Annotated in this window: 32 protein-coding genes and 1 tRNA gene; 18 read left to right on the top strand and 15 right to left on the bottom strand. The window is 59.8% G+C overall.

Annotated features, from left to right (window positions below; genetic code table 11):
- Positions 1-51: 51 nt before the first annotated feature.
- Positions 52-1,461 (top strand): phosphoadenosine phosphosulfate reductase domain-containing protein, encoded by a 1,410-nt coding sequence (locus CUJ86_RS05380; RefSeq protein WP_130646534.1) that lies wholly within the window; start codon positions 52-54, stop codon positions 1,459-1,461.
- On the top strand, positions 1,439-2,044 hold the full coding sequence (hisH, locus tag CUJ86_RS05375) for an imidazole glycerol phosphate synthase subunit HisH (RefSeq protein WP_130646533.1): 606 nt from the start codon (positions 1,439-1,441) through the stop codon (positions 2,042-2,044). The genes CUJ86_RS05380 and hisH overlap by 23 nt, the downstream gene beginning before the upstream one ends.
- Before the next feature lie 101 nt (positions 2,045-2,145).
- Here hisH and CUJ86_RS05370 read toward each other — a convergent pair whose 3' ends face one another.
- The 4 genes from CUJ86_RS05370 to CUJ86_RS05355 are packed head-to-tail and all read right to left on the bottom strand — an operon-like array spanning position 2,146 to position 6,563.
- Positions 2,146-2,745, bottom strand: a complete 600-nt coding sequence (locus CUJ86_RS05370) for an ArsR/SmtB family transcription factor (RefSeq protein WP_130646532.1) — start codon at positions 2,743-2,745, stop codon at positions 2,146-2,148.
- The gene (gene alaS / locus CUJ86_RS05365) at positions 2,738-5,479 is read right to left on the bottom strand and encodes an alanine--tRNA ligase (protein ID WP_130646531.1); all 2,742 of its coding nucleotides are present in this window, start codon (positions 5,477-5,479) and stop codon (positions 2,738-2,740) included. The genes CUJ86_RS05370 and alaS overlap by 8 nt, the downstream gene beginning before the upstream one ends.
- A 41-nt stretch (positions 5,480-5,520) precedes the next feature.
- A complete protein-coding gene (locus CUJ86_RS05360; protein ID WP_130646530.1) occupies positions 5,521-5,859 on the bottom strand; it encodes an SWIM zinc finger family protein in 339 nt (112 codons plus the stop codon).
- Positions 5,856-6,563: a Nif3-like dinuclear metal center hexameric protein gene (locus tag CUJ86_RS05355; protein WP_130646529.1), complete on the bottom strand. Its 708-nt coding sequence runs from the start codon at positions 6,561-6,563 to the stop codon at positions 5,856-5,858. Before CUJ86_RS05355 ends, CUJ86_RS05360 begins: the two co-directional genes overlap by 4 nt.
- A gap of 91 nt (positions 6,564-6,654) precedes the next feature.
- Here CUJ86_RS05355 and CUJ86_RS05350 point away from each other — a divergent pair, with 91 nt between their 5' ends.
- The 3 genes from CUJ86_RS05350 to CUJ86_RS05340 are packed head-to-tail and all read left to right on the top strand — an operon-like array spanning position 6,655 to position 9,293.
- On the top strand, positions 6,655-8,163 hold the full coding sequence (locus tag CUJ86_RS05350; RefSeq protein WP_130646528.1) for a homocysteine biosynthesis protein: 1,509 nt from the start codon (positions 6,655-6,657) through the stop codon (positions 8,161-8,163).
- The gene (locus CUJ86_RS05345) at positions 8,160-8,558 is read left to right on the top strand and encodes a 4Fe-4S binding protein (protein WP_130646527.1); all 399 of its coding nucleotides are present in this window, start codon (positions 8,160-8,162) and stop codon (positions 8,556-8,558) included. Before CUJ86_RS05350 ends, CUJ86_RS05345 begins: the two co-directional genes overlap by 4 nt.
- A 24-nt stretch (positions 8,559-8,582) precedes the next feature.
- Positions 8,583-9,293: a UPF0280 family protein gene (locus tag CUJ86_RS05340; protein WP_130646526.1), complete on the top strand. Its 711-nt coding sequence runs from the start codon at positions 8,583-8,585 to the stop codon at positions 9,291-9,293.
- On the opposite strand, the gene CUJ86_RS05335 is transcribed toward CUJ86_RS05340, so the two are convergent.
- The gene (locus CUJ86_RS05335) at positions 9,294-9,689 is read right to left on the bottom strand and encodes a hypothetical protein (protein ID WP_130646525.1); all 396 of its coding nucleotides are present in this window, start codon (positions 9,687-9,689) and stop codon (positions 9,294-9,296) included. It lies immediately after the preceding gene.
- A 59-nt stretch (positions 9,690-9,748) separates the two neighbouring features.
- Between CUJ86_RS05335 and CUJ86_RS05330 the strand changes: the two genes are divergently transcribed.
- The 5 genes from CUJ86_RS05330 to CUJ86_RS05310 are packed head-to-tail and all read left to right on the top strand — an operon-like array spanning position 9,749 to position 12,635.
- On the top strand, positions 9,749-10,042 hold the full coding sequence (locus CUJ86_RS05330; protein WP_130646524.1) for a MarR family transcriptional regulator: 294 nt from the start codon (positions 9,749-9,751) through the stop codon (positions 10,040-10,042).
- Positions 10,039-10,566 (top strand): tRNA (cytidine(56)-2'-O)-methyltransferase, encoded by a 528-nt coding sequence (locus CUJ86_RS05325; protein ID WP_130646523.1) that lies wholly within the window; start codon positions 10,039-10,041, stop codon positions 10,564-10,566. Before CUJ86_RS05330 ends, CUJ86_RS05325 begins: the two co-directional genes overlap by 4 nt.
- Positions 10,563-11,639, top strand: a complete 1,077-nt coding sequence (locus CUJ86_RS05320; protein WP_130646522.1) for an ATP-grasp domain-containing protein — start codon at positions 10,563-10,565, stop codon at positions 11,637-11,639. Before CUJ86_RS05325 ends, CUJ86_RS05320 begins: the two co-directional genes overlap by 4 nt.
- The gene (locus tag CUJ86_RS05315) at positions 11,639-12,157 is read left to right on the top strand and encodes a transcription factor (protein ID WP_130646521.1); all 519 of its coding nucleotides are present in this window, start codon (positions 11,639-11,641) and stop codon (positions 12,155-12,157) included. Before CUJ86_RS05320 ends, CUJ86_RS05315 begins: the two co-directional genes overlap by 1 nt.
- Positions 12,150-12,635, top strand: coding sequence for an HDIG domain-containing metalloprotein (locus CUJ86_RS05310; RefSeq protein ID WP_130646520.1), 486 nt, complete (start codon positions 12,150-12,152; stop codon positions 12,633-12,635). Before CUJ86_RS05315 ends, CUJ86_RS05310 begins: the two co-directional genes overlap by 8 nt.
- Here the strand turns inward: CUJ86_RS05310 and CUJ86_RS05305 are convergent.
- Positions 12,625-13,125: a regulator of amino acid metabolism, contains ACT domain protein gene (locus tag CUJ86_RS05305; RefSeq protein ID WP_130646519.1), complete on the bottom strand. Its 501-nt coding sequence runs from the start codon at positions 13,123-13,125 to the stop codon at positions 12,625-12,627. The genes CUJ86_RS05310 and CUJ86_RS05305 overlap by 11 nt on opposite strands.
- 183 nt (positions 13,126-13,308) lie before the next feature.
- Between CUJ86_RS05305 and CUJ86_RS05300 the strand changes: the two genes are divergently transcribed.
- From CUJ86_RS05300 to CUJ86_RS05290, 3 genes are all read left to right on the top strand, one after another.
- Positions 13,309-13,393 (top strand) — tRNA-Leu (locus CUJ86_RS05300).
- 281 nt (positions 13,394-13,674) lie between these two features.
- Positions 13,675-14,352, top strand: a complete 678-nt coding sequence (locus CUJ86_RS05295; RefSeq protein WP_130646518.1) for a DMT family transporter — start codon at positions 13,675-13,677, stop codon at positions 14,350-14,352.
- Positions 14,353-14,406: 54 nt separating this feature from the next.
- On the top strand, positions 14,407-15,363 hold the full coding sequence (locus tag CUJ86_RS05290; RefSeq protein ID WP_130646517.1) for an NAD(P)/FAD-dependent oxidoreductase: 957 nt from the start codon (positions 14,407-14,409) through the stop codon (positions 15,361-15,363).
- A gap of 27 nt (positions 15,364-15,390) precedes the next feature.
- Here CUJ86_RS05290 and CUJ86_RS11805 read toward each other — a convergent pair whose 3' ends face one another.
- Complete coding sequence (locus CUJ86_RS11805; protein ID WP_165394788.1) at positions 15,391-15,543, bottom strand: hypothetical protein; 153 nt, start codon at positions 15,541-15,543, stop codon at positions 15,391-15,393.
- Between the two features lie 383 nt (positions 15,544-15,926).
- Here CUJ86_RS11805 and CUJ86_RS05285 point away from each other — a divergent pair, with 383 nt between their 5' ends.
- Positions 15,927-16,169 carry a hypothetical protein gene (locus CUJ86_RS05285; protein WP_130646516.1) on the top strand — a complete coding sequence of 81 codons (243 nt, stop codon included), beginning with the start codon at positions 15,927-15,929 and terminating at the stop codon, positions 16,167-16,169.
- A gap of 1,051 nt (positions 16,170-17,220) precedes the next feature.
- Positions 17,221-18,126, top strand: coding sequence for a ribosome small subunit-dependent GTPase A (gene rsgA, locus CUJ86_RS05280; protein WP_235855583.1), 906 nt, complete (start codon positions 17,221-17,223; stop codon positions 18,124-18,126).
- Between the two features lie 173 nt (positions 18,127-18,299).
- On the opposite strand, the gene CUJ86_RS05275 is transcribed toward rsgA, so the two are convergent.
- Positions 18,300-18,683 carry a rubredoxin gene (locus CUJ86_RS05275; protein WP_130646514.1) on the bottom strand — a complete coding sequence of 128 codons (384 nt, stop codon included), beginning with the start codon at positions 18,681-18,683 and terminating at the stop codon, positions 18,300-18,302.
- A 150-nt stretch (positions 18,684-18,833) separates the two neighbouring features.
- Here CUJ86_RS05275 and CUJ86_RS05270 point away from each other — a divergent pair, with 150 nt between their 5' ends.
- Positions 18,834-19,592 (top strand): PEGA domain-containing protein, encoded by a 759-nt coding sequence (locus tag CUJ86_RS05270; protein ID WP_165394787.1) that lies wholly within the window; start codon positions 18,834-18,836, stop codon positions 19,590-19,592.
- Between the two features lie 102 nt (positions 19,593-19,694).
- On the opposite strand, the gene CUJ86_RS05265 is transcribed toward CUJ86_RS05270, so the two are convergent.
- On the bottom strand, positions 19,695-19,883 hold the full coding sequence (locus CUJ86_RS05265) for a hypothetical protein (RefSeq protein ID WP_130646512.1): 189 nt from the start codon (positions 19,881-19,883) through the stop codon (positions 19,695-19,697).
- Positions 19,884-19,968: 85 nt separating this feature from the next.
- Here CUJ86_RS05265 and CUJ86_RS05260 point away from each other — a divergent pair, with 85 nt between their 5' ends.
- Entirely contained in the window at positions 19,969-20,523 is a 555-nt protein-coding gene (locus CUJ86_RS05260) for a diacylglycerol/polyprenol kinase family protein (RefSeq protein ID WP_130646511.1), read from the top strand.
- A 44-nt stretch (positions 20,524-20,567) separates the two neighbouring features.
- Positions 20,568-21,335 carry a heparan-alpha-glucosaminide N-acetyltransferase gene (locus CUJ86_RS05255; protein WP_130646842.1) on the top strand — a complete coding sequence of 256 codons (768 nt, stop codon included), beginning with the start codon at positions 20,568-20,570 and terminating at the stop codon, positions 21,333-21,335.
- Here CUJ86_RS05255 and CUJ86_RS05250 read toward each other — a convergent pair.
- The 6 genes from CUJ86_RS05250 to CUJ86_RS05230 all read right to left on the bottom strand — a co-directional run bounded on the left by CUJ86_RS05250 (position 21,328) and on the right by CUJ86_RS05230 (position 24,311).
- Positions 21,328-22,053: a PP2C family protein-serine/threonine phosphatase gene (locus CUJ86_RS05250; protein WP_165394786.1), complete on the bottom strand. Its 726-nt coding sequence runs from the start codon at positions 22,051-22,053 to the stop codon at positions 21,328-21,330. The genes CUJ86_RS05255 and CUJ86_RS05250 overlap by 8 nt on opposite strands.
- Before the next feature lie 4 nt (positions 22,054-22,057).
- Positions 22,058-22,270: a hypothetical protein gene (locus CUJ86_RS05245; protein WP_130646509.1), complete on the bottom strand. Its 213-nt coding sequence runs from the start codon at positions 22,268-22,270 to the stop codon at positions 22,058-22,060.
- A gap of 8 nt (positions 22,271-22,278) precedes the next feature.
- Positions 22,279-22,407 (bottom strand): hypothetical protein, encoded by a 129-nt coding sequence (locus CUJ86_RS12255; protein ID WP_268878236.1) that lies wholly within the window; start codon positions 22,405-22,407, stop codon positions 22,279-22,281.
- Positions 22,408-22,532: 125 nt separating this feature from the next.
- Positions 22,533-23,288 (bottom strand): tetratricopeptide repeat protein, encoded by a 756-nt coding sequence (locus tag CUJ86_RS05240; protein ID WP_130646508.1) that lies wholly within the window; start codon positions 23,286-23,288, stop codon positions 22,533-22,535.
- 262 nt (positions 23,289-23,550) lie between these two features.
- Positions 23,551-23,874: a DUF7123 family protein gene (locus tag CUJ86_RS05235; RefSeq protein WP_235855582.1), complete on the bottom strand. Its 324-nt coding sequence runs from the start codon at positions 23,872-23,874 to the stop codon at positions 23,551-23,553.
- Positions 23,871-24,311, bottom strand: a complete 441-nt coding sequence (locus tag CUJ86_RS05230; protein WP_130646507.1) for a hypothetical protein — start codon at positions 24,309-24,311, stop codon at positions 23,871-23,873. The genes CUJ86_RS05235 and CUJ86_RS05230 overlap by 4 nt, the downstream gene beginning before the upstream one ends.
- Between the last annotated feature and the right edge of the window lie 24 nt (positions 24,312-24,335).

The following is a 24,335-nucleotide window of genomic DNA, read 5'->3' as shown; positions in this document are numbered from 1 at the left end:
AATGGGGGATAATCCCTGTCTTTTTACCCTGCAGCGCCCATACTCTATGGAATGCGTCCATCATACCTCGGGAAGATCCAGTTGAACTGGTGCGATTCCTGCCATACGCCGGTTCTCGGCGGCGAATGCGCCTGCGGGGCGAAGACGCGCCCGGTGGCGATCACCCCCCCCGGGGATGCGAGGCCCGCCTTTCGTGCCGACATCGACCTTGTGAACGCCATCTTTGAAGAGCATTTTGGCGCCCCCCTCATCCCGGAAGGGCACTGCGCTCTCATGAACAAGGTGCCGGATCCGGACCGGATGGAGGAGATCATCCTGGGCGGATCAGTCGTGGCGGCGATCCGCTATCTGCCGGATCTGGAGCGGTGGGATCCCCTCCCCCGACCGTCGGCGGCGCGCTATCTCCGCCCGAACAAGCGCTATGTGATTGCCGACGACGGGGCGGTGGATTCGATCCGCACCGGCAAAAGCCTGCTTGCACCCGGACTGGTGGCGATCGACGACTGGGTGCGTGCCGGCGATGAGGTCTTCATACTGGACCGGACCGGCGGGTGCATCGGCGTCGGTCGCGCAAAGGTGGACGCCGCCGCTGCGCGGGAGATGGAGCGCGGCCAGATCGTCAGGACACGCAAAAACACCGCATCCGATGCGGTGCCGGGCCCAGCCTCATGGGACGACGCCGTGCGGGCCAATACACAGATCCTTGACACCTATGAAGGAGCCTCGATCGATTTTATCCATAAGGTGCGGGAGAGTCATCCCGGTTTCCCGGTGAACGTCTCCTATTCCGGCGGAAAGGACAGCCTTGCAACCCTGCTCCTCGTCCACAGGGCGCTCGGCCCGGTCCCCATCCTGTATGCGGATACGGGTCTTGAGTTCCCGGAGACCGAGGAGAACGTCCGGGCCGTTGCAGAGCACTACGGGCTGGAGGTGGTGCGGGCCGAGACAAAAGACGAATTCTGGGAGCATTTCAGCAGGGAGGGACCCCCCGCCGTGAACGCCCGCTGGTGCTGCCGGGTGGCGAAACTCGAGCCCGTCGGGAGGATCATCAGGGAGCGGTGGGGCGAATCGCTCTCATTTATCGGGCAGCGGAAGTACGAGTCCCTATCGAGGAAGAACAGCCCGCGCATCTGGCGGAACCGGGTGGTGAAAAGCCAGGTCTCGGCCGCACCGATCCAGCACTGGACCGCGCTCCATGTCTGGCTCAGCATCTTCAGAGAGGGGGTCCCCTACAACGTCCTCTACGAGCAGGGGCTGGACCGGATCGGATGCTTTATGTGCCCGTCCAGCGACCGCGCGGTGCTGAAACGGATCAAAGAGACCTACCCGTCGCTCTGGGCGGAGTGGGAGGGGCGTCTGCGGTCGTGGCAGGAGCAGAACGGACTGCCCCCCGAATGGATCGATGGGGACGGGTGGAGACGCAGGGAGTCTGGAACAGATGAAGACGACAGTTATAATTGATTACGGCCTCGGGAACCTGAGGAGTGTCCAGCGCGGCCTCGAAAAGGCCGGTGCCAGCGCCGTGATCTCACGGGACCTCCAGGAGATCGCCGCCGCCGAGAGTCTGGTCCTGCCGGGCGTCGGGGCATTCAGGGACGGCATGGAGATGCTCGGACCGCTCGGGGAGAGCATCAGGGCGGCGGTGCACGACGGCGTGCCGGTGATCGGCATCTGCCTCGGGATGCAGATGCTGATGGAGACCTCTGACGAGGGGGGCCTGCAGGCAGGACTCGGGCTTGTGCCGGGAGACGTACGCCGTTTCCCGCGCCTGCCCGGCATGAAGGTGCCGCATATGGGCTGGAACACCCTCTCAATCAGGGAGGACGAACCCCTCTTTGAGGGGATCCCCGACGGGTCGTACGTCTATTTCGTCCATTCCTACTATGCCTCCGCCGCCCCCGAATACACGATGACCACGACCGAGTACATCTGTCCCTTCGCCTCGTCGGTGCGGAACGGATCGGTCTACGGGGTCCAGTTCCACCCGGAGAAGAGCGGGGCGGTGGGGCTGCACCTCCTGAAGAACTTCATCGATCTGGTCTGAAAAACGGGATCCAAAACCCCCCGGGGATCTTTATTCATTTTTCCCCGGGGGGGGGGGCAGTCGCCGGCGTTCCCAGATATCATTTTTCCAGCAAAAAATCTTCAGTTTTTCATCCGCCGCCGGCGGTAATAGGTGAAATAGAGATAGACCTCATAGATCATCAGCAGCAGGATCACGCTGCTGCCGCCCAGGAAGAAGGCGATGACAAGATCGTTGACCGTCTGCGGGACGGCGGCGGACTGGGGGGCGCCCAGAGCCTTGTTGTCGAAGGCCATCAGGCGGGATTCCTCCCCGCCTGTGGGGGGCGGGGCGCCAAAGAGCGGCATGATTGCCGCAATCACGACGCTTGCAAACAGGATGATGCCGAAGAGAGAGGCATACTTCAGGAGGATCGATCTGATGTCCTTCGTCGCCGGGGCGACGATCAGGAGGCGCCCGGTGATCCCGTAGACCTTGACTTCGCGCCCTTTCGCGCTCCAGCGCGTCCTGACGACCTCGATGATGCCGGCGTCAGCAAGGTTCTCGACATGATATTTGAGGGTGGTGAGGGGGATGGAGAGACGGTCGGCAATCTCGGCCGCGCTCAGGGGACCATCCCGCAGGGCCGCAAGGATGTCGTTTGCCGTCTGACTCGACATCGCCTTTGCGATCCGCTGTGCCCGTTCATCGCCGGGCTCCAACACCACGATCTCGTCAGCCATTCAGTTTTGATTCGATGAGCGCCCGCCCCACGCCAAGCGCTTCTGTGATTTTTCCGGTTTCCGGCCCGCCGCCCTGGGCAAGCTGCGGTTTACCGCCTCCCTTACCACCGAGGGCTGCACAGACCTCCCTGATGATCTCTGCGGCATTCAGTTCTGGGAGCGGCGAGGCGACCACGGCATGGACGCGCTCCGCACCGCCCGCGAGCAGCGCCACATCGCCGTTCGCCGAGATCTTTGTTGCAAGGGCGACGAGCTCCTGCGGCGGCAGGTCCACCTCCCGGATCACCACGCCGACACCGCCGACATCCTCTGCGACCAGGTTTTTCACCTCAAGGTCTACCAGTTTCTGCTGGAGGCGCTCGATCTCCTTGCGCTGCTCCTTCCACTCGGTGAAGAAACGGTTGACGCTTGCGGGCAGGTTCTCCTGCTGCACCGAGAGCACCTCAGCCGAACGGCCGATGATATCCCGGAGGTTCTGCACGGAGGTCACTGCCGCCACACCGGCGGAAAACTCCAGGCGTTCGATGCCGTCCTGAATATGCTCCACCCGGAGGATGGCGATCGGACCGACTTCGCCGGTGGACCGGCAGTGGGTGCCGGCGCAGGCCTCGATATCGCCGGCCACCTGGACGACCCGGATCTGTCTGCCCGGAGGCACACCGCCCTGGTAGAGGCAGAAACCGTACTTCTGCTCGGCCTTTGTCCGGTCCTCGATGCTGATATAGATCGGTGTGTTCTCCATCACCATACCGTTCGCCAGGATCTCGATCCGGTTCAGTTCTTCCTGCGTGATGTGCTTGAAGTGCCTGATATCAAGGCGCGATGTCTCGCTCCCCTTCTGCGCACCGGCCTGGTGGATGTGGGCGCCGAGCACCTGCTGTGCCGCACGCAGAATAAGGTGCGTGGCGGTGTGGTGGCGCATCAGTGAGCGGCGACGCTCTTCATCGACGATCCCCTTCACCCGGTCGCCGCGTTTGAGACTGCCGCCCTTGATCCGGTGGAGGATCACCTCCCCGAGTTTGATCGTGTCCTCTACCCGCACCATGCTCTCGGTGGTCACCAGCGTCCCGGTATCTGAGGGTTGTCCGCCGCCCTCAGGATAGAAGAGGGTCTGGTCCAGGACCGCATACCCGTCGAAGTAATCGATGACCATCGCCTCGAATTCGAAATCGACAGGCTGATCATAAAAGAGCTTTTTGGTCGCAGGGAGGCCGCCGATACGCTCCCGATAGCGGGCGAGCGGGTCCTCAGCTGTTTCAACATGATTTTCAGAGTGGATGTCGGCGATCTGGGAGTAGAAATTGTCCGGGATCTCGACGACCGCCCCTTCCTGACCGGCGATCTCCTTCACCAGCTCGGGGGGGATGCCGTGCGAATCATAGAGGGTGACAACCTCCTGGAGGGGAATGCGCTCGGCCTTTTTCTTGTAACTCCGGGCGATCCGCTGGACGATCCGGGAGCCGCGTGCAAGGGTCGCCGCATATTTCTCCACCTCGCGGTCCAGGATCTCGCGCACCACCGTGATGCTCTGCTCAAATGCAGACGGACCGACGATCCGCATCTGCATCTCAACAAGATCGGCAAGACTGTCCTCGAGATCGAGTTCGGCCATCATCCGCAGGGTCCGCCTGAGCACGAGACGGGCGAGATACCCCTCCCGCACATTCGAGGGGACGACACAGTCGCCGAGCATATAGGCAAGGCAGCGCGTGTGATCGGCGATCGCATAGATCTTCTCGATCGGGGTGATCATCTTGTCGAGCTTCTCCTGCGGGACATCGATGGCGGCGGCCACCTTCTTCCTGAGATGGAAGAGGTTCTTGCCGTGGATGTCCATGAGCCCGGCAAACTTTGCGTTAAGCCCCAGGATCTTCGTGAACTCTTTGCTGTCCAGGAGGTGCTCAAGGCCTGCCGAGTGCATCAGGTGACTGACCATCTCCGGGAATACGGCGTCATAGACCGTCGGGGATCCCTTCGAAGCCCAGGTGAGACGTTCCAGACCATAGCCGGTGTCGACGATCCGCATCTTCATCGGATAATAGAGGACGCCGTCGAGTTCCACCGGTTCCTCGTCGTTGGGCTCTCTGGTCATGCTCATGAAGACGAGCGTCGCCACCTCCAGACCACCGATGAGCACCTCGACCGACGGACCCGCATTTCCGCCGCCCATCCATGGATGCTCCTTGTAGGTGATCCTTTTGAGGTCTGCACCGAGGGAGGAGAGGAATTCATCACAGAGTTCGACCGTCCGGTCCTTCCAGTAGATGTCCTCGCTCGGCGAGTTGAAGGCATGGTGGGCCATCATCTCGAAGAGGGTGAGATGCCGCCCCGACCGTCCGACCGAGTCGAGGTCGTTGAGCCGGATACACGGCTGCGAGATGGTCAGGGGGTTGGCGGGCGGCGGCACAAGTCCGCTCGTCACAAAGGGCTGGAAATCGGCGATCGAGGCAATGGTCAGGTAGATGTCATCCCGCCATCGGGCGGCGACGGGATAGCGCTCTATCCGGGTGTGGCCGTGCCGCTCGAAAAACGAAAGAAATGCCTCCCTCATCTCATCCAGGGAATGCGGGGCAAAGACCGGATCTGCAATAAAGGAGTACGGCTCGCAGGGTGCATCCCCGCAGGTCTCTCTGGACGGATCCCTGGTCCAGAATGCAGATCCGCACTGGGTGCAGATCTTGCGTTCCAGGCCATGAGTTTTAAAATATTCAAGCTGATACTCTTCTTCGAGCATTCAAAACCACGTCTTATAACTCTATTATTCGGAATTGTTCATTATATTGTTTGTCGTGCCCATTTCTCATTCTTCAGGCGGTCGACATACCATTCGTCCCGGCACTCATAGAGCCCGGTCCGTGCCGCGATCTCTGCGGCCAGGATATGCCAGCAGCACCGTCCGCGGTAGGTGAAATGGGAGCAGGTGCAGAAGTCCTCTTCGACAACATACTCACCCGTCTGACCGGTGACGACATAAAAATCCAGATATTTCCGGATTTTTCCGGCATCAACGGCCTTCAGGGCCTTCTCACCGCGCGCACGGTGGCAGCGGAGGATCTGCTGGCGAACCGCCGGTGAGAGACCTTCAGTGTCGATCATGGGGGGGATGTCGCTCATGGGATGGTGCGGAGAGGCGGCATGTCCTCGATATAGTCCCATCCCTCACGCCGGGAGAGTGCCTGCATCGCCGGAGCCTCGAGTGCATAGTGCGTGGACTCGATGCAGGGGATGGGCGCCGTCCTTGCAACATGATGCTTCAACTCCGATGAGAGGAAGGCGTCGGCCCCGAGCGCCGCTGCTTCAGCGATCAGGGCGGGATCGAAACCGCTCCCCGCCACGATGCCGATCCGCTCCGGATCCCCGCACTCACCCCAGACCCGCACATTCCCCCCGATCGCCGCCGCCATCTCGTCGAGGGTGCGGGTGCAGCGCCCCACGCATCCCATCGTCATCGGACATCGGTCGGTGAGGCCCAGGAGAGCGGCCAGCGTGTCATTGACACCACCCGGAGCACGGTCGAAGTTGGTGTGCATGACATAGAGAGCGGTGCCGGTCTGGAGGAGGGGGGTGAGCGTCGCCGCAAGACCACCCCGGATCGCCGTCACACCCTCCCATATCGGGGTGTGATGGACGACGAGCAGATCCGCCCCCCGCCGGGACGCCTCACGCGCAACAGACGGGGTGGCATCGAGGGCGCAGCAGACGGTTTCGATATCCTCTTTTCCCTCGACAATGAGCCCGATCCGGCCGTCGTCATACTCCTCTGCAAGTCCCGGGGGGGCGATCGCCTCCAGATGCGCTACCAGGTCTGCACTGTGCATACACAAGAGATCGGTTGTGGCGCATGATGAAGGCACGTATTATTGTGAGTAATACAAAAGACCTATAAATATACAGAATAAATACATCCGCATGGAGAAATCCATCGACGAGATCAATACGAGAATACGGGATGGCAATGCCCGCGTCGTCACGGCGGAGGAGATGCCGGACATTGTCGCCGAACTGGGAGAAGAAAGGGCACTGCGTGAGGTGGACGTCGTCACCACCGGCACCTTCGGCGCCATGTGCTCTTCCGGCGCATTCCTCAACTTCGGCCATGCCGATCCGCCGATCCGGATGGAGCGGGTATGGCTGAACGATGTCGAGGCATATGGCGGCATCGCCGCTGTGGATGCATATATCGGGGCGACACAACAATCGACGACGCAGGGCGACCGATATGGCGGTGCCCATGTGATCGAAGACCTCATCGCCGGACGCTCCGTGGAGCTCCGCGCCATCTCGCGCGGCACCGACTGCTATCCACGCCGGACAGTGACCACCTCGCTCCTCCTCGAGGATCTCAACGATGCCGTCATGCTGAACCCCAGAAACTCGTTCCAGCGCTATAACGCCGCCACGAACTCCACCGAACGGGCCATCCACACCTATATGGGCATGCTCCTCCCGCATTCAGGGAATATATCATACTCAGGAGCAGGCATGCTCTCACCCCTTGCAAACGACCCTGGATGCCATGTGATCGGGAGCGGGGTGCCGATCTTTCTCGGCGGTGCACAGGGGATGATCGTCGGGCAGGGCACACAGTCCTCACCGGCCAGCGGTTTTGCGAACCTGATGACGACCGGCGATATGGGGCATATGACCACCGATTATATCCGGGCCGCCACCTTCCGGGGCTATGGGGTGACGATGTATGTCGGTGTGGGCATCCCCCTGCCGGTCACCGATCTGGCGGTGGTGCGGAGCACGGCGGTGCGCGATGAGGAGATCATGACCGATATCGTCGATTACGGCATCCCTGAACGGGACCGCCCGACCGTCCGGCAGGTCAGCTATGCCGAATTGAAGAGCGGCCGCGTCGAGATCAACGGTGAGGAGGTTCGGACCTCCTCCCTCTCGAGTTACCGCAAGGCCCGGGAAGTCGCCGAAACGCTCCGTTCGTGGGTGGAGAAGGGTTCCATCGAACTTGCCCTCCCCACCCGCCGCTTCAACACCACAAAAAGGACCGGCCCGATGCGGGAGACCGCCCATGTCCCGCGGGTTCGGGAGGTGATGGAGACAAAGGTCGTCTGCATCACCGAGGAGGAACCGGTCACAGGAGCGGCCGCTAAACTCCTGAAGGGTGAGACAAACCATCTGCCGGTGCTTGCGTCCGACGGACGTCTGGTCGGGATCGTCACCACCTATGACGTCACCAAGGCGGTGGCGCGGCGCGGGGATCGCCTGACGGTAAAGGACATCATGACACGGAAGGTCGTGCGGACGGCACCTGAGGAGGCGGTGGACATCGCAGCACAGAAACTGGAAAGACACAACATCAGCGCCCTGCCGGTGGTCAACCCCCAGAACGAGGTGGTGGGGATGCTCACGGCCCTCAACCTGGGCACGCTTCTTGGCGGGAGGTGGAAGCGATGAAACTGATGGTCTCGTTTACGCGTAAAAAGGTGCATGAACCGATCATCGCACGGGTGGTCAAGGACACCGGGGTGCTGATCAACGTGGAGCGGGCACGGATCGAACCGACCGAAGGAGACGTGCTGATCGATGTGCCAGACGAGAGCGCTCCGATCATCTGTGAACGCATGCGCTCCCTCGGGGCGACGGTGGAACCCCTCGGCGACGCCATCCGCCATGACAGGGACGAGTGTGTGGACTGCGGTGCCTGTGTCTCGGTCTGCCCGCAGGAGGTCTTCTCCTTTGACGAGGACTGGAAACTGGTGCTCGACCAGTCCCGATGCGTGCTCTGCGGACGCTGCACTCAGGCATGCCCGCACGGGGCACTATCGATGGAAAACACCAGGCGGGCGTAAGCGCCCTCACCATCTCCCCTCTGTATGATCCGCGAACACTTCCAGTATCGACAGACGATCACCACGATCGTCGCCGATGATGAGGAGCACATCCGGGCGGCGAAAGAGGGGATGCTGGCGGCACGGGAGGAGGTGGAGATCTATATCCGGACCGATCCCTTCTTCGGTGTCACCTTCGACCCCTACGACCCGCCGGACGGAGGCAGAGCGGTGCGGCGGATGGGTGCGGCGTCCCGCGCCGCCGGGGTGGGGCCGATGGCGGCGGTTGCCGGCACGATCGCCTGGGCGGGAGCGGAGGCGATGCGCGACGCCGGGGCGGTCTTCGGCATCGTGGATAATGGTGGCGACATCGCCCTTTTTTCCGACAGGGAGGTACGGGTAGGAATCCACGCTGGAGATGCGACCCTCTCTGATCGTCTGGCCTTTATTGTGGATCCGCAGGAGGAGATCCTGGGCATCTGCACCTCGTCCGCCTCGGTCGGACCTTCGATCTCTTTCGGCATCGCCGACGCCGTCTGTGCCGTCTCCCGGGATGTATCCCTCGCCGATGCATGGGCGACCTCCCTCTGCAATACCGTCACATTCGAGGACGACGAGGCCTTCGCACCGCTCGAAGGGTCGGGGGTCGAGGGGGTGCTGGTGATCATCGGCAATGCCGTCGGCACATGGGGCACACTTCCCCGGATTGCCGGGGCGACGGTGGACACCTCCCTGATCACCAGGGGGGAACCCTGATCATGCCAGCTCATCGAGCACGTAATTTTCGGCGGATTTTTTCGCCCCTTTCCCGGTAAAACGCGCATATACCTCTTCACCATCGGTGACGACGATCTCGGCCCCCCCTTTTCCCATGACAAAAACCAGACTGAAGACGTCCACTTCTTCCAGGAACACCCCCCTGAGCGTCGATGAGGCCGGGGAGAGCATCAGTCGCTCCATCTGGAGTTCGCCCGGGAATTCACGGAAGGCGAAAAGATATGCCTGATATGCATTCAGGAGATCGGACGTGAGGAGTTCGTCCCTGATAGAGGGGTCCAGTCCGTCCAGCAGGCGCACAAGCCGTACATCGTCATCTTCCGCCTCATCGAGGAGGCGGTCCGCAATCTCGATGAGTTCCTGGAATTCGGTCATACCAGAAGATGATCACGGAGGTACAAAAGTATATTGTGGCGCCCCTCCCACCTTTTGGTGTGAAAGCCGAAGAATTCGACTGGATGGTCTACCATGCAATCGCCTGGAACCAGGCCACCACCCTCCCGGCACTCATCGAATATGCCGGCGGGGACGGGGATGCAGTCGAGGCATCAGTCAGACGGTTAATCTCATATCTGCTCATCGACCGGCAGGGCGAGCGCCTCCGCGCCCTTTCAGTGGGTGAGTCCATTCTCAGGTGCCAGGTCCGGCACGGCAACGGAATCCCGCTGGAGATCGAGAACGGCGTCATAAAAATACCGAGCACCGAACAGGGGAGGGAGGAGAGATGAGAAAGGTCTGTATTCTCAGGCTGGGACACCGCCCGGAGCGGGACCAGCGGGTGACGACCCATGTCGGCCTCACCGCACGGGCGCTCGGGGCGGACGGGATGTATCTGGCCGCAGACGATGCCGGCGTGGTCGGATCGATCGGCGACGTGGTGGAGCGCTGGGGGGGGGCATTCTTTGTGGAGCACAGGGTCCCCTGGAAGAAATGCATCAGGGACTGGAAGGAAAAGGGCGGGATCGTCGCCCACCTCACCATGTACGGCCTCGAGGTCGGAGAGGTGGTGTCAGATATCCGCCAGCGCACAGAGGACCTGCTCATCATCGTCGGGGCCGAGAAGGTGCCGGGCGATGTCTACGGCATGGTGGACTATAATGTCTCAGTCACCAATCAGCCCCACTCGGAGATCTCGAGCCTTGCGGTCTTCCTGGACCGCCTCTTCGAAGGCCGCGAGATTGAACACCGGTTTGACGGCGCAAAGATCCGGGTCGAACCCTGCGGGGCCGGCAAGCGGGTGATCGAGCTGTGAAGGGGCGGGTGCTCGTGGCGGGCTTCGCCACCCGGCATGTCGTCTGTTCGGCGGTCCGGGCGGGTTACGAGGTCTATGCCATCGATCATTTCTGCGACCAGGACCTCTGTGCCGCAGCGACGGCACACTCGTCGTTCGAGGAACTCGCTGACCTCCCCGAACTGATCGCCGGGATCTGCGCCGACCACTCGATCGATTGGTTTGTCGGGACATCGGGGGCGGAGATGCTGACCGTGCCGGTTCGGCGTGCCGGCACCACCCCGAAAATTTCGGCTCGTTTCCTTGACAAAGAGCATATCCAGGAATTTTTTGAGGAGAACGGCATCCCGGCGCCCTGCCGCGCCTGCGGAACGTATCCGGCAATGCTCAAACCCCGCCATGGTGCGGGCGGATGGCGGAACCGCCTCGTCCATTCAGCCGCCGATGTGACAGCATGGGAAGAGGAATGGCCGGAAGTGCCCTCTATCCTTCAGGAGGTGATCGACGGGGTGCCGGCAAGTGTCTCCTGCATTGCAGACGGACACAGGGCCGTCGCCATTGCGGTGAACGACCAGATACTCCGCGGCGGCGACGGCAACCGGGCATTTGGTTTCTCGGGCTCGATCACCCCATCGGATCATCCTGCGGCAGAGGCGATGATGGCGATCGCTGAACAGGCGGTGGCCCTCAGTGGATGCGTGGGTTCGGTCGGAGTGGATTTCATGGTCGGTGAGGACGGTGTGCGGGCGATCGAGATCAATCCGCGGTTCCAGGGCACCCTCGATACCGTCGAGGCTGCAACCGGTCTGAACCTGTTCGACCTCCATATCGAGGCCTGCACCGGCATTCTGCCTGAACGCCGCCCTGCGGCACAGCGGGCCTGCGCGCGGGCGATCCTGTTTGCCGACCGCGACCTCACCGTGGAGCGGGACCTGATGGCATATGCCGACTGCTGTGCCGACATACCCTGGCCCGGAACATCAATAGAAGAGGGGAGTGCGGTGGTGAGCGTCTATGGCCGGGGGGCGGATCGCGCCGCCGCATGTTCGGAGCTGGATAGAAATATAACACGCCTCCGTCAATATATTTCCTGATGGTTGGCATAGACGAGATGCTGGCCGATCAGGCGATCAGGGCATATCTCCTCCGTCTGATCGGGAGCGAGGGGATCGATCTTCTGGAGAGGTTCCCCCCGGAAGGCGAGTATTCCGATGAGGAACTTGCAGAGAAGACCGGCATCAATCTGAACTCCGTCCGGCACACACTTTACACCCTCTATGAGAAACGGCTGGCCGAATACCGGCGGATCAAGGATCCGGATACCGGCTGGCTTACCTATCTCTGGACACTCAGGAACGACCGGATCTATCCGGTGCTCAGGGAGGAACTCGAACGTGTGCTTACACTCCTCGAGAAACGTGCCAGATATGAGGAGGAAAACGATTTTTTCATCTGCGACGAGTGCGGAATCTTCACCTTTGTTGACGTCATGGATAACGGTTTTGTCTGCCCCCACTGTGGGACACCGCTGAAGCACTTCGACAACGAGATGCTTGTGGGTGCGCTGAAGCGCCGGGTCGAGGCGATCCGGGCGACCATCGGAGATGTATGAAGATATCCTGAGAGAGGAAGGGTGCGATCCAGGGGTCATCGCCCACTGCCGGGCGGTCGCCGACAGGGCCCAGGAATACGCCGTGTCACCGTCGGTCGACCGTGATCTCCTGCGGACCGGCGCCTTCCTCCATGATATCGGGCGTTCAGAAACCCATAGTCTCCGGCATGCAGAGGTGGGGGCGGACAGCGCCCGTTCTCTCGGATACGCAGAGGGAGTGGTCAGGATCATCCAGCGGCATATCGGTGCCGGACTGACATCTGAGGAGTGTGCTCTCCTCGGTCTCCTCCCCCGCGACGGCATGCCGCAGCGGATAGAGGAGCGGATCGTCGCCCATGCCGACAATCTGGTGAAGGGCACACGGAGGATTACTCTGGAGGAAAGGATGGACCGTTCGACGGATCTCGGCAGGAAGGCGAGAGTGCGGGCGTTCAGACTCGCCCTCGATCTCGAACCTCTCCTTCACATCAGAAAATAAGCTGTTTTACCTGCGGGAGCGCCCGCAGTTCCTCGACAACGCCCACCGGAAGCGGTTCGTCCAGTATGATCACGAGTTTCGGGGCTTCTACCAGGTAGGGGTCGGTGACAAAGATCTGCCGGATGGCAAGATTATGGCGTGAGAGAATGTCCACTGCCGCACCGACGATTCCTCGCTGCTGGGCGTCAGGAGGGATGATCGTGATCACGGTGAGACCAAGAAAGTCGGCAACCTGTGAGAGGTCAGGGGTTGCCCTCATCCGTGCAAACACCTCGGCAGTGCCTTCGAGGGAGGCGATCCGCCGCGCCGTGGCATCGACCACCCGCCGGTCGATCCCGATGGCGCGGGCGATATGGGTCGCCGGTATCTCGATGCCGTTGCAGGTGACGCGCCCCTCTGGCGAGACGCCAAAACCGTTTTCAAGCAGGAAACGGACGACCCGACTCTGTGCCGGGGAATCGGCGAACTCCCGCATGAGTGTTGCCCACATATCTGCAGAGATCTACATCGGTGCGGCATATTATTCTTGGGGTTTGCTATCACCTGCGCTCTTTGCCCTCTCCGGAGGTCGTATTCGGCATTTTTTGATCGAAGATGCCATTGCACCCCCGCTGAAGGGTCAGAACAAGCGATAGATTAAATAACCTGTAAATCCTTGTTTATAGGGTAACAGGCGAGGGTTTCCGAGCTAGGTCAAAGGAGCTAGGTTGAGGGCCTAGTCGCGTAGGCGTTCGAGTGTTCGAATCACTCCCCTCGCATTCTTTTCGTGATTTCTTCATTATGGCGATGGTGCTGCTTCTGTTCTGAGATACCCCTTCTGAATCCGGGAGGAGGAGCCGAACGAACCCGCCCTGATGCAACCCCCTGAAACCGTTCCCGTCTAATCGTGACGGAGGGGACGAAAACCGGTCGATCCCGCCGGGCATTTTCCCACCAGACCGGTAATGTGTCAGGTATATCCCTTCAGGGCGCATACGGTTCACCTCATCCATCGATACCCATATCAGTCCATGATCGGCTCCCGGTGCTCTATGCCCTCATGGCGGCCCTGATCACGGCTTCCTGCATGATCCTGTCATGGAACCCGGACCACCCATTCGGCATCTCGATATTCGCTCTCGGTATCCTCCTCACCTGTGTGCTGTGGGGGCTTGACAACAACTTCAGCCGGATGATCGCCGGCAAGGACCTGATCGCAACCATGATGATCAAGGGCCTCGCCGCAGGCCTCATCACCCTCGGCATCGCCTCCCTGCTCGGAGAGAGCATCCCCTCCATACCGACCTGCTGCATCGCCATGGCGATCGGTTTTCTCGGCTACGGCGGACTGATGAGCGTATTTTTTATGATGGCCCTGCGGGGGATCGGATCGGCCCGGACCGGAGCGCTCGTTTCAACCTCCCCGTTCTTCGGGGTGGCGGTCTCACTGCTCCGGTTCACTGATCTGCCCGGCCCCACATTTTATCTCTCATGCCTCATCATGGCGATCGGCGCATGCCTGCTGATCACCGAGCGCCATGCCCATCCCCACCATCACCCACTGCTCATGCATACGCACCGCCACCGGCATGACGACCTCCACCATGATCACGAGCATGCCGACGGCACACCCGGCCCCGATCGACGGGGTGAGCACTGCCATCTGCATACCCATGAGACGACATGGCATGACCACCCACATATGCCCGACCTCCATCACCGCCATGGCCATGAATGAAGGGAATAAGATTGATTATTTCCGGGGGCTACCTCATTTCAGGAGATATTTTCCATGAAGGTTGCCGTTGCAGGTGCAGGGGTGGGAGGGAGCCTGTGTGCCCGCATTCTCGCAGAAAAGGGATTTGATGTTGACCTAATCGACATTATCCGGACAAATGCCTGTTCGATCGCCCCGTGCGCCTGGATGACGACGAGAGAGATTGTTCCCCTCCTCCGCACTGCAGGACTCAATGCAGATGATTTCATCCTGAAGACCTTTGCATCAGCGGTTTTTTGCGGCTATGAGGTCGGCGCCGACCTGATAACAGTGGACAAACCGGCACTGATAAACGCCCTCAGGGGGGATCTGCCGGTTTCCACCCATACCCCCGATACATCGGAGTATGACCGGATCATCGATGCCACCGGTACGGCCAGGGCATACCTCCCCCCTCCCAAAAACGACGACCTCGTTTCATGCGTCCAGTTCAAGGGCACACTCAGGGAGGGGCGGGACCTGCCCGAGGTCCGGTTCATCCACGGCGGGTATGCCTGGTCCTTCCCTCTCGGTGGAGGGGAGTTCCATGTCGGATGCCTGAGCCATCTGGAGGATCCGCGCCTGCTGATCCGCACCTGCCCCCTCTTCACCGGACTGGACTCGATCTGCGGGTGCACGAGCACACTGCGGGTCACCTCCCCATGGGAGGGCGGACCTTTTGTCTCAGGAAATGTCTGGGGGGTCGGCGAGTCAATCGGGTGCGTCTACCCTCTGGTGGGGGATGGGATTATCCCTGCCATCAGGTCCGTACACCTCCTGATAAGGCACTGGGAGGACGCCGGTGCATATGAGGACGCGATCCGTGCGGAGTTCCCCCAGATGAAAGTCGAACGTGATATTCTCGTCAGCCTGAAACAGGGGCAAAGGCCGCGCCTATCACAACTCAGGAAAATCGATCCGAAACGCCTCGGAGTGTCGATCGGGGCGGCAGAAGCCGCAGCCCTATTTTTAAAGGTAATATCCTCCAGATAGGGAGACTAAAAGGTGAGGAGGAAAGGACTACAGGTCCCTGATCTCAAGGTTCGCCTCGTCGCAGGTGTTCAGCCTGAGGGCGACGGCGCGATAGAGATTGAGATTACGGACGCTCTCCCTGAACTCTTCATTATACCAGTCTTCAAATGAATCACGGTAGATCAACATCTTTGTCTTCATCGGCACTTTCATTGTTGAGAGTTCTTGGTTAAAGTGTTTGTGAAGTGATATTTTCTCATTATTCATGATAATTCATGTAATTTTAGAGGATTGGATGACCAGAGGATGTATTCACTGTTTCCTGCATCAATAACCCCGGTACCGTCATGCCGTTCACCAATGCCGTTTTCCTGACCTGACCCCCTCCATGGACGGTCTCGTCATCAATGACCACCCTGAAACAGGTCACCCAGAAAACCCCTTACAGGTGCCGGGATGAACGAGAGACCGAACCTGTGGTTTACAGATAGGGACTACAGCCGGTTTCACCCTGCCCACCCTCCCCATTTAAATAGATGGATTGCCATACGCCGATTCACATGGCCACAGGGAGGGGGGAGAGCGTGAAGCGGGTCGGTGTCAGGATGGACAAGCTTGCCCGCATCATCGAAGATCTGAATGCAAACGAGGAGTTGCGGCATATCTTCGGGGAACCGGTATCTGGCAACCTCGCCATTATTGCAGAGTATTCGGACGGGGACATCGATCTCAGAATAGAGGAGACCGGCACGATCCCTCTCGGCGATATGGAATCAAGGAGGTTTGTGGAGATCATCGATAGAGTCGTCCTGACAAACATCAGGTAGGATGACACTCTGATCACCGACCTGGTGTGGTCGCCCTCTCCCTTCTGCACCATACAGCAGGTCTCATCGATTGGGTTTTCAAGTAGCCATGCCGGGATGTAGCCTGGACCGTTTCGTCCAATGGAGCCGGAGCAGAACCGCCGCTCTTTCGAACCGATCGCTACGCCCCCACTCACCAGTCTCTATACCAGGCGCAGAGATGGTCACGGCGCTGTTCTGCGCCCTGGCGGGTGTAGATCACACACCGCCCCAGGTGTGACGTGCGCCACAGGCCGGCACAGACCGGGTGTGTTCATTCATGAACTCCTGACCGTTTTTAAGTCCGATTGGCCATTCATTGAAATTGTCACCAGAGAAAAAGCGGCCATTTCCACGCTTTCTCCTGCCCCCACACCATCCTGCACGCAGGACAACCAACTTCCCCTTCCCTCTCTCCCCGGGGAGGAGCAGAGACGTCCTCTGTACGATACATTTCAGTCCGGGTTCGTGATATAGCCCCACAAATATCTATTTTTGAAAAACAGCCCGGATTTTCGAGATCCTGATGCCCAGAATGGGATATGCTGCCCAGAATGGGCAGTTTTTCCACCGGAGGAATGGGTTTCGTCCGGTCACACCCTGAGCTCAATCTGCCCCACCACAACCCGGCGTATTACCGGTGCACCGCCTGAAGCGAGGGCGCCCCCTCTATGCCTGCGCAAGGGATCGATCACCTGAAAAAAGACCACAGAGGCGAATTTGTGGTGTAAACGCCAGATTCCACAGTTTTTCAGGCACATACGAGTTGGAGCACATTTTCCACCTTTCTGGTCTTCAGGACGTGTAAAACTAGTTATACACCCATCATGAAACAATTTTCATGGATAAAACTCAGGTTTTTTCCGAATCATCATGGTCATCACTTGAAAACCTCGGATGGGACAGTGAATGGGATTTTTTATTTTCTCCCTTTAAGGGTCCGTATGTCCCGGGCAGGGTGATCGCTGTACACAAAACCCGGTATGATGTGAACATACCGGGAGGTATCATCTCGGTCCCGATATCCGGAGCGATGAAAAAACAAAAAAATCTGCCCGTGGTGGGCGATTTTGTTGTCGTTCTCGACAACCAGGACGCCGCCACACAGATGATCGTATCGATACTCAAACGGAGAACCTGTCTCTCACGGGGAGGAGCAGGAGAATCTGCAGGCGAACAGATCCTTGCTGCAAATATTGATACGGCCTTTATCGTCACCGATCCCGGACACGACCTGAGCATACCCCGTCTTGAACGATATCTGCTCATCGTTCGAAATTCAGGGGCTGAACCGGTGATCATCCTGAATAAATCAGATACCAGTGAAGAGATATCAACGATCATCGACAGGGTCCATGCAGAACTCAGGGGAGTGCCTGTCATTGCCCTGAGTGCCCTCAACAATACCGGACTTGAGCAGCTGGGGCCATTCCTGACACCGGGCGCCACCGTCATTTTCCTCGGTTCTTCAGGAGTTGGAAAATCCACGCTTATCAATGCCCTGACAGGCGCATCACTCCAGAAAACAGGAGGGATCAGAGAGAACGACGGAAAGGGGCGGCACACCACAACGGTCAGGCATCTGATTCCCCTGGATGGCGGGAGCTGCCTGATCGATACACCGGGTATGAGGGAAGTCCGGATCTGGACTGCCGGAAACACCCTCAACGAGGCGTTTGATGATATCATCCGGATTGCACAGGAGTGCAGATTTTCCGACTGCCGTCACCTGCAGGAACCGGGATGTGCCGTCCGCAAGGCAGTGGAGGATGGACTGATATCCCAGGAACGACTTGAGCGCTACAGGAAATTGCACAAAGAAGCAGATTTTGAAAAGGAAAAGGCAGAAATCGGATTGAAACGGCTGGAAAAGAAACGGTACAGAGGAATCGCCAGAATGGCAAATGAATGCAGGGATAGGAATCGGTGGCAGGAATAACAGAGGTCATCTCCGCCGTGCATCGACGCCAGGATCCCTCGATGCCGCAGGAACCGAACAGGATTAAGATGTGGGTTCCCTCACCCGACACATTGAAGGGCGAAAAGACGGGGACTGTAAAATGGACCAATCAGTCCCCCCACATCCTTCGGCGCTGCCATCCGGGATACCGATCAGTCTTCCAGCGCTTCAAACTGCGATTTCCCCACCTTCCCGTAATGACTGCTGATCTTGGGATCGAGTCCGCAGACCGGGCAGGCATAATCTTCTGGCAGGTCTTCAAACAGGGTGCCGGCGGGAATACCCCGGTGCGGTTCGCCACGCTTTTCGTCATAGATATAGCCGCAGATCTTGCAGATGAACCGCGTGGGCTCCCAGGGTTCAAAGCCCCAAGTCCCGATCGGACCCTTCCCGGTCGCCCCGCAGACCGGACAGACATAATCCCCGGGCAGATCCTCAAATTCGGTGCCGGCGGGAATGCCCCGATGCGGTTCACCCCTGAGGGGCGAATAGACATACCCGCAATATTTACAGATAAAGCGTTTTACTTTCGCCATCGTCTCCACCTGACACCCTGTGCGGCAGTGCCGATATTTAATTGTGTCTCATCAGAGAGATCCCCCCGAAGGATCGGCACGGATCCCCCTCCATTGAACCCCCACCCCCCAATCCACAATCATTTTCCCTGCCCGGAACCATCGAAACGTATGCGCAGATCATATGGGTATATCCCTCTCCTCCTCCTTCTTGTTGCAGTATCCACAGTGTCAGCAGCGACAATAGAGGCATTTATCGGCGAAGACGTCCCTCTTTCCGGAACAGCAACCGGTGGCGGGGATGTCTACCTGTTTCTCACCGGACCAAACCTTGCACAGGACGGTGTGAACCTCGACCGCCTGACGCCTGTCTCGACCGGATCGACGTCGTCGTTCACAGTGGTCTCCACCGACAGCGAGAACAGGTGGCACTATACCTGGCACACCGCCGGTCTCGGACTGGACCCTGCCGTCTATACCCTGTATGCATCGGACACACCGGCGGCACGCAGCGATCTGGGATCGAGCGGGGCGGTCTACGGGACCGTCGGCATCAGTCTGAGAAGCCCGGGTCTGACCCTGGACACCGGAGGAAAACTTGTGATAACGGCATCGGTAGAAGGGGCGACGGTCACGATCAATGGTGAAGAGGTCGGAACGACGCCTCTCACGCTCGACGGTGTCAGGGCGGGCGAATATACCGTGACGGTCGCCGCCGCGGGATATGCCCCCTGGACAGGAAGCGTGATTGTCGAGAACGGCGGGACTGCACAGGTCAGCGCCGTCCTCGCACCGCTGACCACGCCTGAGACACCGACGGCGACCACGGCTGTACCGACCACACCACAGCAGGCCTCCCCCCTGCTGCCCGCGGCGGTGGCGGCGGTGGCGGCGCTGGGCCTGCTCCTGCCCGCCCGAAAAAAACAGTGATCCGCCGGGTCTGCCCCGGCAGATCCGCAGGTGCTCCTCCTGATTAACCGCGGCCAGGTTGCAGGAGGGGGGAATAACCTGCCTTCGGAAATTTTTCTGGCCCTATTCTTCGTATTTGCCTTTCAGACCGGCCCATCCTGTGTAGCCACAGTAGATGCAGCCGGTCCCATCGCATGTGCAGCAGATCTGTGCCGGTTTTCTGACGAGCACCTTTCCTTTCCGATCGCAATACATGCAGCCCGCACCATCACAGTGATGACAGACCACTTCCTCGTATTCGGGCTTCTCCATGCAGTATGCTTTCTCAGATGAGGGGATTAAGGCTTCGAAGAGGGAAAAACACAGGAATATATCAGATCATGGACAACAACGATACATGAACGAATATCGGCGGCAGGCCGCTCACCTCGTCATCGGAACAGGTGTGGCGGCGATCCTCCTCCTCCCGTTTCCCGGGGCCGCCACACTCATCTATGCCTCCGGACTCCTCGGCGGCCTCGTCCTCATTGAAACCCTGATCCGGGGATATCACATACCGGGGATCTCGGAACTTGTTGCCGATCTCGAGCGCGACGGTGCTTTCCCGGGCAAGGGATCAATGTATTTTGTTGCCAGCGCCCTCTTCTGCTCTATCGCATTCACCGCAGAGACCGCCTTCGTCGCCGTGCTCTCCCTGGCCATCCTGGACGCCGTCGCCACAATGGCAGGGCTCAGGTTCGGCAGGCACACGATCATAAACGGACGGACCCTTGAGGGATCGGTCTCCGGGTTTGTCGCCCTCTCGATCATTCTCCTCCCCATCGGCGGACCTGCGGTTGCCCTGACCGCCTCAGGGGTGGCGGCGGTCGTCGAACTCCTGACACCGATCGACGACAACCTGGTCATCCCTCCGATCGTGGGTCTGGTGCTGACCCTCCTCCCGGCGGTCTGATGGGGGATCCGGTTTTTTCCCGGATCATCCCCCACCTCACACAGATGCTGCCGATCTGGAGATGGGTCTCGACCAGCACGTCCCGGCGTCGTTTCGCCGAGATCGATCTGGTGCGCGGCGTGGCCATCGTCATGATGGTGATCTATCATCTCCTCTTCGATCTCGCCTTTCTCGGCCTGGCGGGGATCCCCGTCCTGACCGGATTCTGGCGGGTGTTCGCTCTCGTCACCGCCACACTCTTTATCATGCTGGCCGGTATCTCCCTGCCCATCAGCTACGCCCGCCGGCGGGAGAGAGAAGTCGGTTTCGACCTTGTCGTCGATTATGCGAAAAGGGGAGGAAAAATAATAGGGTTTGGTGTCTGCGCCAGTGTTGCGACATGGATCTTTCTCGGTGAGGGGTTCATCGTCTTCGGCATCCTCCACCTCATCGGGACGGCGATCATTCTGGCCCCCTTCTACCTCCCCCTCGGACGCCTGAATATCCCCCTCGGCATCGGATTCGTGCTTGCCGCCATCCCCCTTCAGGGCGTCTACGGTCCATGGTGGCTGATACCGTTCGGCATTCATCCCGCCTCATTTTACAGTGTCGACTATGTCCCCATCATCCCGTGGATGGGCGCCGCCCTGATCGGGGTGGGCATCGGTTCCCTGCTCTACCGGGACGGACACCGGCAGTTCAGCCTCTCCCTTCCCGAAAATGCTCCTACAAACGCCCTCTGCATAATGGGACGGCATTCGCTCGCCATCTATCTGGTGCATCAACCGCTTATCGTCGCACTGCTGCTGGCCGTTGCGGCGATCGTCAGGTGAAAAAGAGTGCCCGATCCCTGAACGAAACGACAGTCACATCGTCATCGCCCGTCAGGAGCGCCCCCTCCATGAGGCGGCGCGTCAACTCCTCGCTCGTGAGGGAAAGGTCGCCTGCACAGATCTCCGCGGCCGTTCTGCCGGAGAGACCGTCACTTGCGAGCACCAGCACCCTCTCCCGTCCCAGTTCCTCTTCATAGAGGTCCACACGCACATTCACGCCCAGCGCATGGGTAATCACCGATCGCAGGGGATGGTCTTCCGCCTCCTCCGGTCGGATGGACCCGCTCTGGAGAAGGGTATTGACAAACGAGTGCTCCTGTGTCCGGAACACGATCGTTTTTCCTGCAATGAACGCCCGACTGTCACCGCAGTTGGCGATCACCACCCGCCGCCCGCTGATCACGGCGGCCACAAGAGTCGTGCCCATCTTTCCATAACGGTGCTGTTCCGCCCTGATCCTCCGGTCGGCCTCGTGGAAGGCATTATAGAGGAGGTCCGCCACATCCTCCGCATCCATCCCCTCATGGCATCGCCTCGTAAAAGATGACGAAACAGTCTCGATGGCGATGCGGGCGGCGCGTTCACCTCCGGCACACCCCCCCACCCCATCAGCGACCGCGAGCAGACAGACGTTCCCGATCTCGACAATGGTATAGGCATCCTCGTTGTAGCCCTTCAGTCCGGCATGCGTCATCCCGCAGATATCATAGCGGCCCATTTTTTTATCCCTCTGATATCTGAAGGTCAGGATGTTCGACATGTTTCCGGCTGAACCCGCCATATCCCAGTTCTATTGCGAGGGCGGCAAGGATCCCCTCATCGTCACGTTCAATTGCCTGTTCAGGCACTGCTGCCCGGTATGCGGCATAGAGCGCCTGAACGCTCCCGAAAAACGCATCTCTGGATTGTTGTAATGACCGTTGAGTGACCTGCATGCACCCCATCACTCCTTTGCCTGTTTTCGTTGTTTGACATCTTCGAGTGCACCGATCAGGTAGGCAGACAGGGCAGGCACGGGACCGGTTCCTCCATCTTGTTCTCCGTCTCTCGGGCCCCCCGTATCATTCTTCATCGTGTTCTCCTCCTCTCCTGACAGGTGTGCTGGAAAGAGTGGGCCCGGTCAGGGCCCTTCCCTCTCCCCATCTCCATGATGATCCCCAAAGGCGGTGTCTGATCTCTGGTTTATTCAGTCTGGGTCTATGCGTTCCGGCCCATTCCCTGGTGCTGACCCGCACCGTCACCGTTCATGGCAGGGCGCTCGAGTCCAGACTCTTCAGCGGCGGTCCGGAACATTCTCTGGTGCGGCCCCTCACCGTCGCCATTCATGGCAGGGCATTCGAGTCCGGCCTCTTCGGCGGCGGTCTGGACGGCCTCGCGGAACTGCTCCATGGCGGCCCGGGCGGCGTCGGTGTCGCCGTTCTCGTGAGCGCTCCGGGCGGTCTCTGCAAGGGCGCGGAGTTCGGTGGTGTCGTAACCGGCCTCGTCGAGGGCGTCAAGGACGCCGGTGCGCGGCCCCGCACCGTCACCGTTCATGGCAGGACACTCGAGTCCGGCCTCTTCGGCGGCGGTCTGGACGGCCTCGCGGAACTGCTCCATGGCGGCCCGGGCGGCGTCGGTGTCGCCGTTCTCGTGAGCGCTCCGGGCGGTCTCTGCAAGGGCGCGGAGTTCGGTGGTGTCGTAACCGGCCTCGTCGAGGGCGTCAAGGACGCCGGTGCGCGGCCCCGCACCGTTACCGTTCATGGCAGGGCATTCGAGTCCGGCCTCTTCGGCGGCGGTCTGGACGGCCTCGCGGAACTGCTCCATGGCGGCCCGGGCGGCGTCGGTGTCGCCGTTCTCGTGAGCGGTCCGGGCGGTCTCGGCAAGGGCGTGGAGTTCGGTGGTATCGTAGCCGGCCTCATCAAGGGCGTCAAGGACGCCGTCACCCATAGGGGCGGGTGCATTACGCTGACCCATCGCACCCTCCATGGCGGCGCTCACCGGCGAGGCGAGCAGCGCACAGATGCAGAGGACGGCGGTGATGCCGATTATCCGTGTTTTTGTCTGAATGTCAATTCCTCCGTGGTGGTAGTGGATGCCCCTCCGGGCACCCTGATCAGAAATCGGAGCGTGTGGATATATATTCCCAGAATAGCACTGATTCAGCCGTAAGACCGGAATGGAGGAGGGTTGAACCAGCCGGTTCAAGGGGAGGACGTAGAATGGATCGATCAATGGTTCAGATCTGCCGTCGGCTGATTGCCCATGTGGTGCCGTTTCCATTACTCCATTTCAGGATCTCAAGAGAAGTGCAGGACTCTGAAAGAATGGAAAGGTTCATCCCGACTTCCTTTGCCGTCAGTCCAAGATCAGAGGCAACGTGCCGCGCCTTGATATAACATCTGCCGTTTGCCGCCAAGTCTGTAAGATAGCAGAGGATCTTCCGCTGAACACGCGTGTAGTGATCCTTCCCGGCAACAGGAAGCGCCGTCACCTCGACAACCTCCGGCCCCCCTGATTCTGAGGGGCATCCGGTCGGGATATCCCGGAACTGTTTCTTCATACCCTCCTCCATGCGACATATGCAAGGGCAGCACCACCCACACACGGCAGAATGGATATGGGCGACTCAGCAGGCGTTGCAGCCGCTCCGGGCACGAAATCTCCAGCGCCTTCGGGTCGGTTTCCGGTGGGCGCATAATCTATTTCAATGCCGGTCGCAGCGACCGCGTCCTGCAGCGCCCGGCGGAACCGGTCCATCATGGCCTGCGAGGTCTCCATATCGCCATTACTACGGGCCTCCTCTGCCTTCAGGAGGAGATCCCTCATTTCGGCGGTGTCATAGCCCTGTCCCTCAAGGTCGGAGAGGACGGGCTCCATCATGCTGGTATTGAATCCGGGGCGCACCGGCATTGTCTGCACCTCGGTCTCCGCAGAGGCAGGAACGATCCAGACGGCCATAACACTCAGGAATAACAGGATTGCAATTTTTTTCTGCATGGGAATCCCTCATCCGGCGCATGC

It is taken from the genome of Methanofollis fontis (assembly GCF_004297185.1).
Classification (GTDB): Archaea; Halobacteriota; Methanomicrobia; order Methanomicrobiales; family Methanofollaceae; genus Methanofollis; species Methanofollis fontis.
Note: the sequence above shows the minus strand (reverse complement) of the source record. Positions and strands in the feature narration are given on the sequence as shown.

Excerpts from the sequence above, each read along its gene's own strand:
- CUJ86_RS05360 (WP_130646530.1), bottom strand. The coding sequence starts at position 5,859 with ATGAGCGACATCCCCCCCATGATCGACACTGAAGGTCTCTCACCGGCG.
- CUJ86_RS05265 (WP_130646512.1), bottom strand. The coding sequence starts at position 19,883 with ATGGAGAAGCCCGAATACGAGGAAGTGGTCTGTCATCACTGTGATGGT.
- CUJ86_RS11805 (WP_165394788.1), bottom strand. The coding sequence starts at position 15,543 with ATGAAGACAAAGATGTTGATCTACCGTGATTCATTTGAAGACTGGTAT.
- alaS (WP_130646531.1), bottom strand. The coding sequence starts at position 5,479 with ATGCTCGAAGAAGAGTATCAGCTTGAATATTTTAAAACTCATGGCCTG.
- CUJ86_RS05290 (WP_130646517.1), top strand. The coding sequence starts at position 14,407 with ATGAAGGTTGCCGTTGCAGGTGCAGGGGTGGGAGGGAGCCTGTGTGCC.
- CUJ86_RS05380 (WP_130646534.1), top strand. The coding sequence starts at position 52 with ATGCGTCCATCATACCTCGGGAAGATCCAGTTGAACTGGTGCGATTCC.
- CUJ86_RS05310 (WP_130646520.1), top strand. The coding sequence starts at position 12,150 with ATGTATGAAGATATCCTGAGAGAGGAAGGGTGCGATCCAGGGGTCATC.
- CUJ86_RS05340 (WP_130646526.1), top strand. The coding sequence starts at position 8,583 with ATGATCCGCGAACACTTCCAGTATCGACAGACGATCACCACGATCGTC.
- CUJ86_RS05250 (WP_165394786.1), bottom strand. The coding sequence starts at position 22,053 with ATGGGCCGCTATGATATCTGCGGGATGACGCATGCCGGACTGAAGGGC.
- CUJ86_RS05270 (WP_165394787.1), top strand. The coding sequence starts at position 18,834 with ATGCGCAGATCATATGGGTATATCCCTCTCCTCCTCCTTCTTGTTGCA.
- CUJ86_RS05275 (WP_130646514.1), bottom strand. The coding sequence starts at position 18,683 with ATGGCGAAAGTAAAACGCTTTATCTGTAAATATTGCGGGTATGTCTAT.
- hisH (WP_130646533.1), top strand. The coding sequence starts at position 1,439 with ATGAAGACGACAGTTATAATTGATTACGGCCTCGGGAACCTGAGGAGT.
- CUJ86_RS05335 (WP_130646525.1), bottom strand. The coding sequence starts at position 9,689 with ATGACCGAATTCCAGGAACTCATCGAGATTGCGGACCGCCTCCTCGAT.
- CUJ86_RS05260 (WP_130646511.1), top strand. The coding sequence starts at position 19,969 with ATGAACGAATATCGGCGGCAGGCCGCTCACCTCGTCATCGGAACAGGT.
- CUJ86_RS05245 (WP_130646509.1), bottom strand. The coding sequence starts at position 22,270 with ATGCAGGTCACTCAACGGTCATTACAACAATCCAGAGATGCGTTTTTC.
- CUJ86_RS05325 (WP_130646523.1), top strand. The coding sequence starts at position 10,039 with ATGAGAAAGGTCTGTATTCTCAGGCTGGGACACCGCCCGGAGCGGGAC.
- CUJ86_RS05345 (WP_130646527.1), top strand. The coding sequence starts at position 8,160 with ATGAAACTGATGGTCTCGTTTACGCGTAAAAAGGTGCATGAACCGATC.
- CUJ86_RS05235 (WP_235855582.1), bottom strand. The coding sequence starts at position 23,874 with ATGAAGAAACAGTTCCGGGATATCCCGACCGGATGCCCCTCAGAATCA.
- CUJ86_RS05255 (WP_130646842.1), top strand. The coding sequence starts at position 20,568 with ATGCTGCCGATCTGGAGATGGGTCTCGACCAGCACGTCCCGGCGTCGT.
- CUJ86_RS05355 (WP_130646529.1), bottom strand. The coding sequence starts at position 6,563 with ATGCACAGTGCAGACCTGGTAGCGCATCTGGAGGCGATCGCCCCCCCG.
- CUJ86_RS05230 (WP_130646507.1), bottom strand. The coding sequence starts at position 24,311 with ATGCAGAAAAAAATTGCAATCCTGTTATTCCTGAGTGTTATGGCCGTC.
- CUJ86_RS05240 (WP_130646508.1), bottom strand. The coding sequence starts at position 23,288 with ATGGGTCAGCGTAATGCACCCGCCCCTATGGGTGACGGCGTCCTTGAC.
- CUJ86_RS05350 (WP_130646528.1), top strand. The coding sequence starts at position 6,655 with ATGGAGAAATCCATCGACGAGATCAATACGAGAATACGGGATGGCAAT.
- rsgA (WP_235855583.1), top strand. The coding sequence starts at position 17,221 with ATGAAAAAACAAAAAAATCTGCCCGTGGTGGGCGATTTTGTTGTCGTT.
- CUJ86_RS05370 (WP_130646532.1), bottom strand. The coding sequence starts at position 2,745 with ATGGCTGACGAGATCGTGGTGTTGGAGCCCGGCGATGAACGGGCACAG.
- CUJ86_RS05295 (WP_130646518.1), top strand. The coding sequence starts at position 13,675 with ATGGCGGCCCTGATCACGGCTTCCTGCATGATCCTGTCATGGAACCCG.
- CUJ86_RS05315 (WP_130646521.1), top strand. The coding sequence starts at position 11,639 with ATGGTTGGCATAGACGAGATGCTGGCCGATCAGGCGATCAGGGCATAT.
- CUJ86_RS12255 (WP_268878236.1), bottom strand. The coding sequence starts at position 22,407 with ATGAAGAATGATACGGGGGGCCCGAGAGACGGAGAACAAGATGGAGGA.
- CUJ86_RS05305 (WP_130646519.1), bottom strand. The coding sequence starts at position 13,125 with ATGTGGGCAACACTCATGCGGGAGTTCGCCGATTCCCCGGCACAGAGT.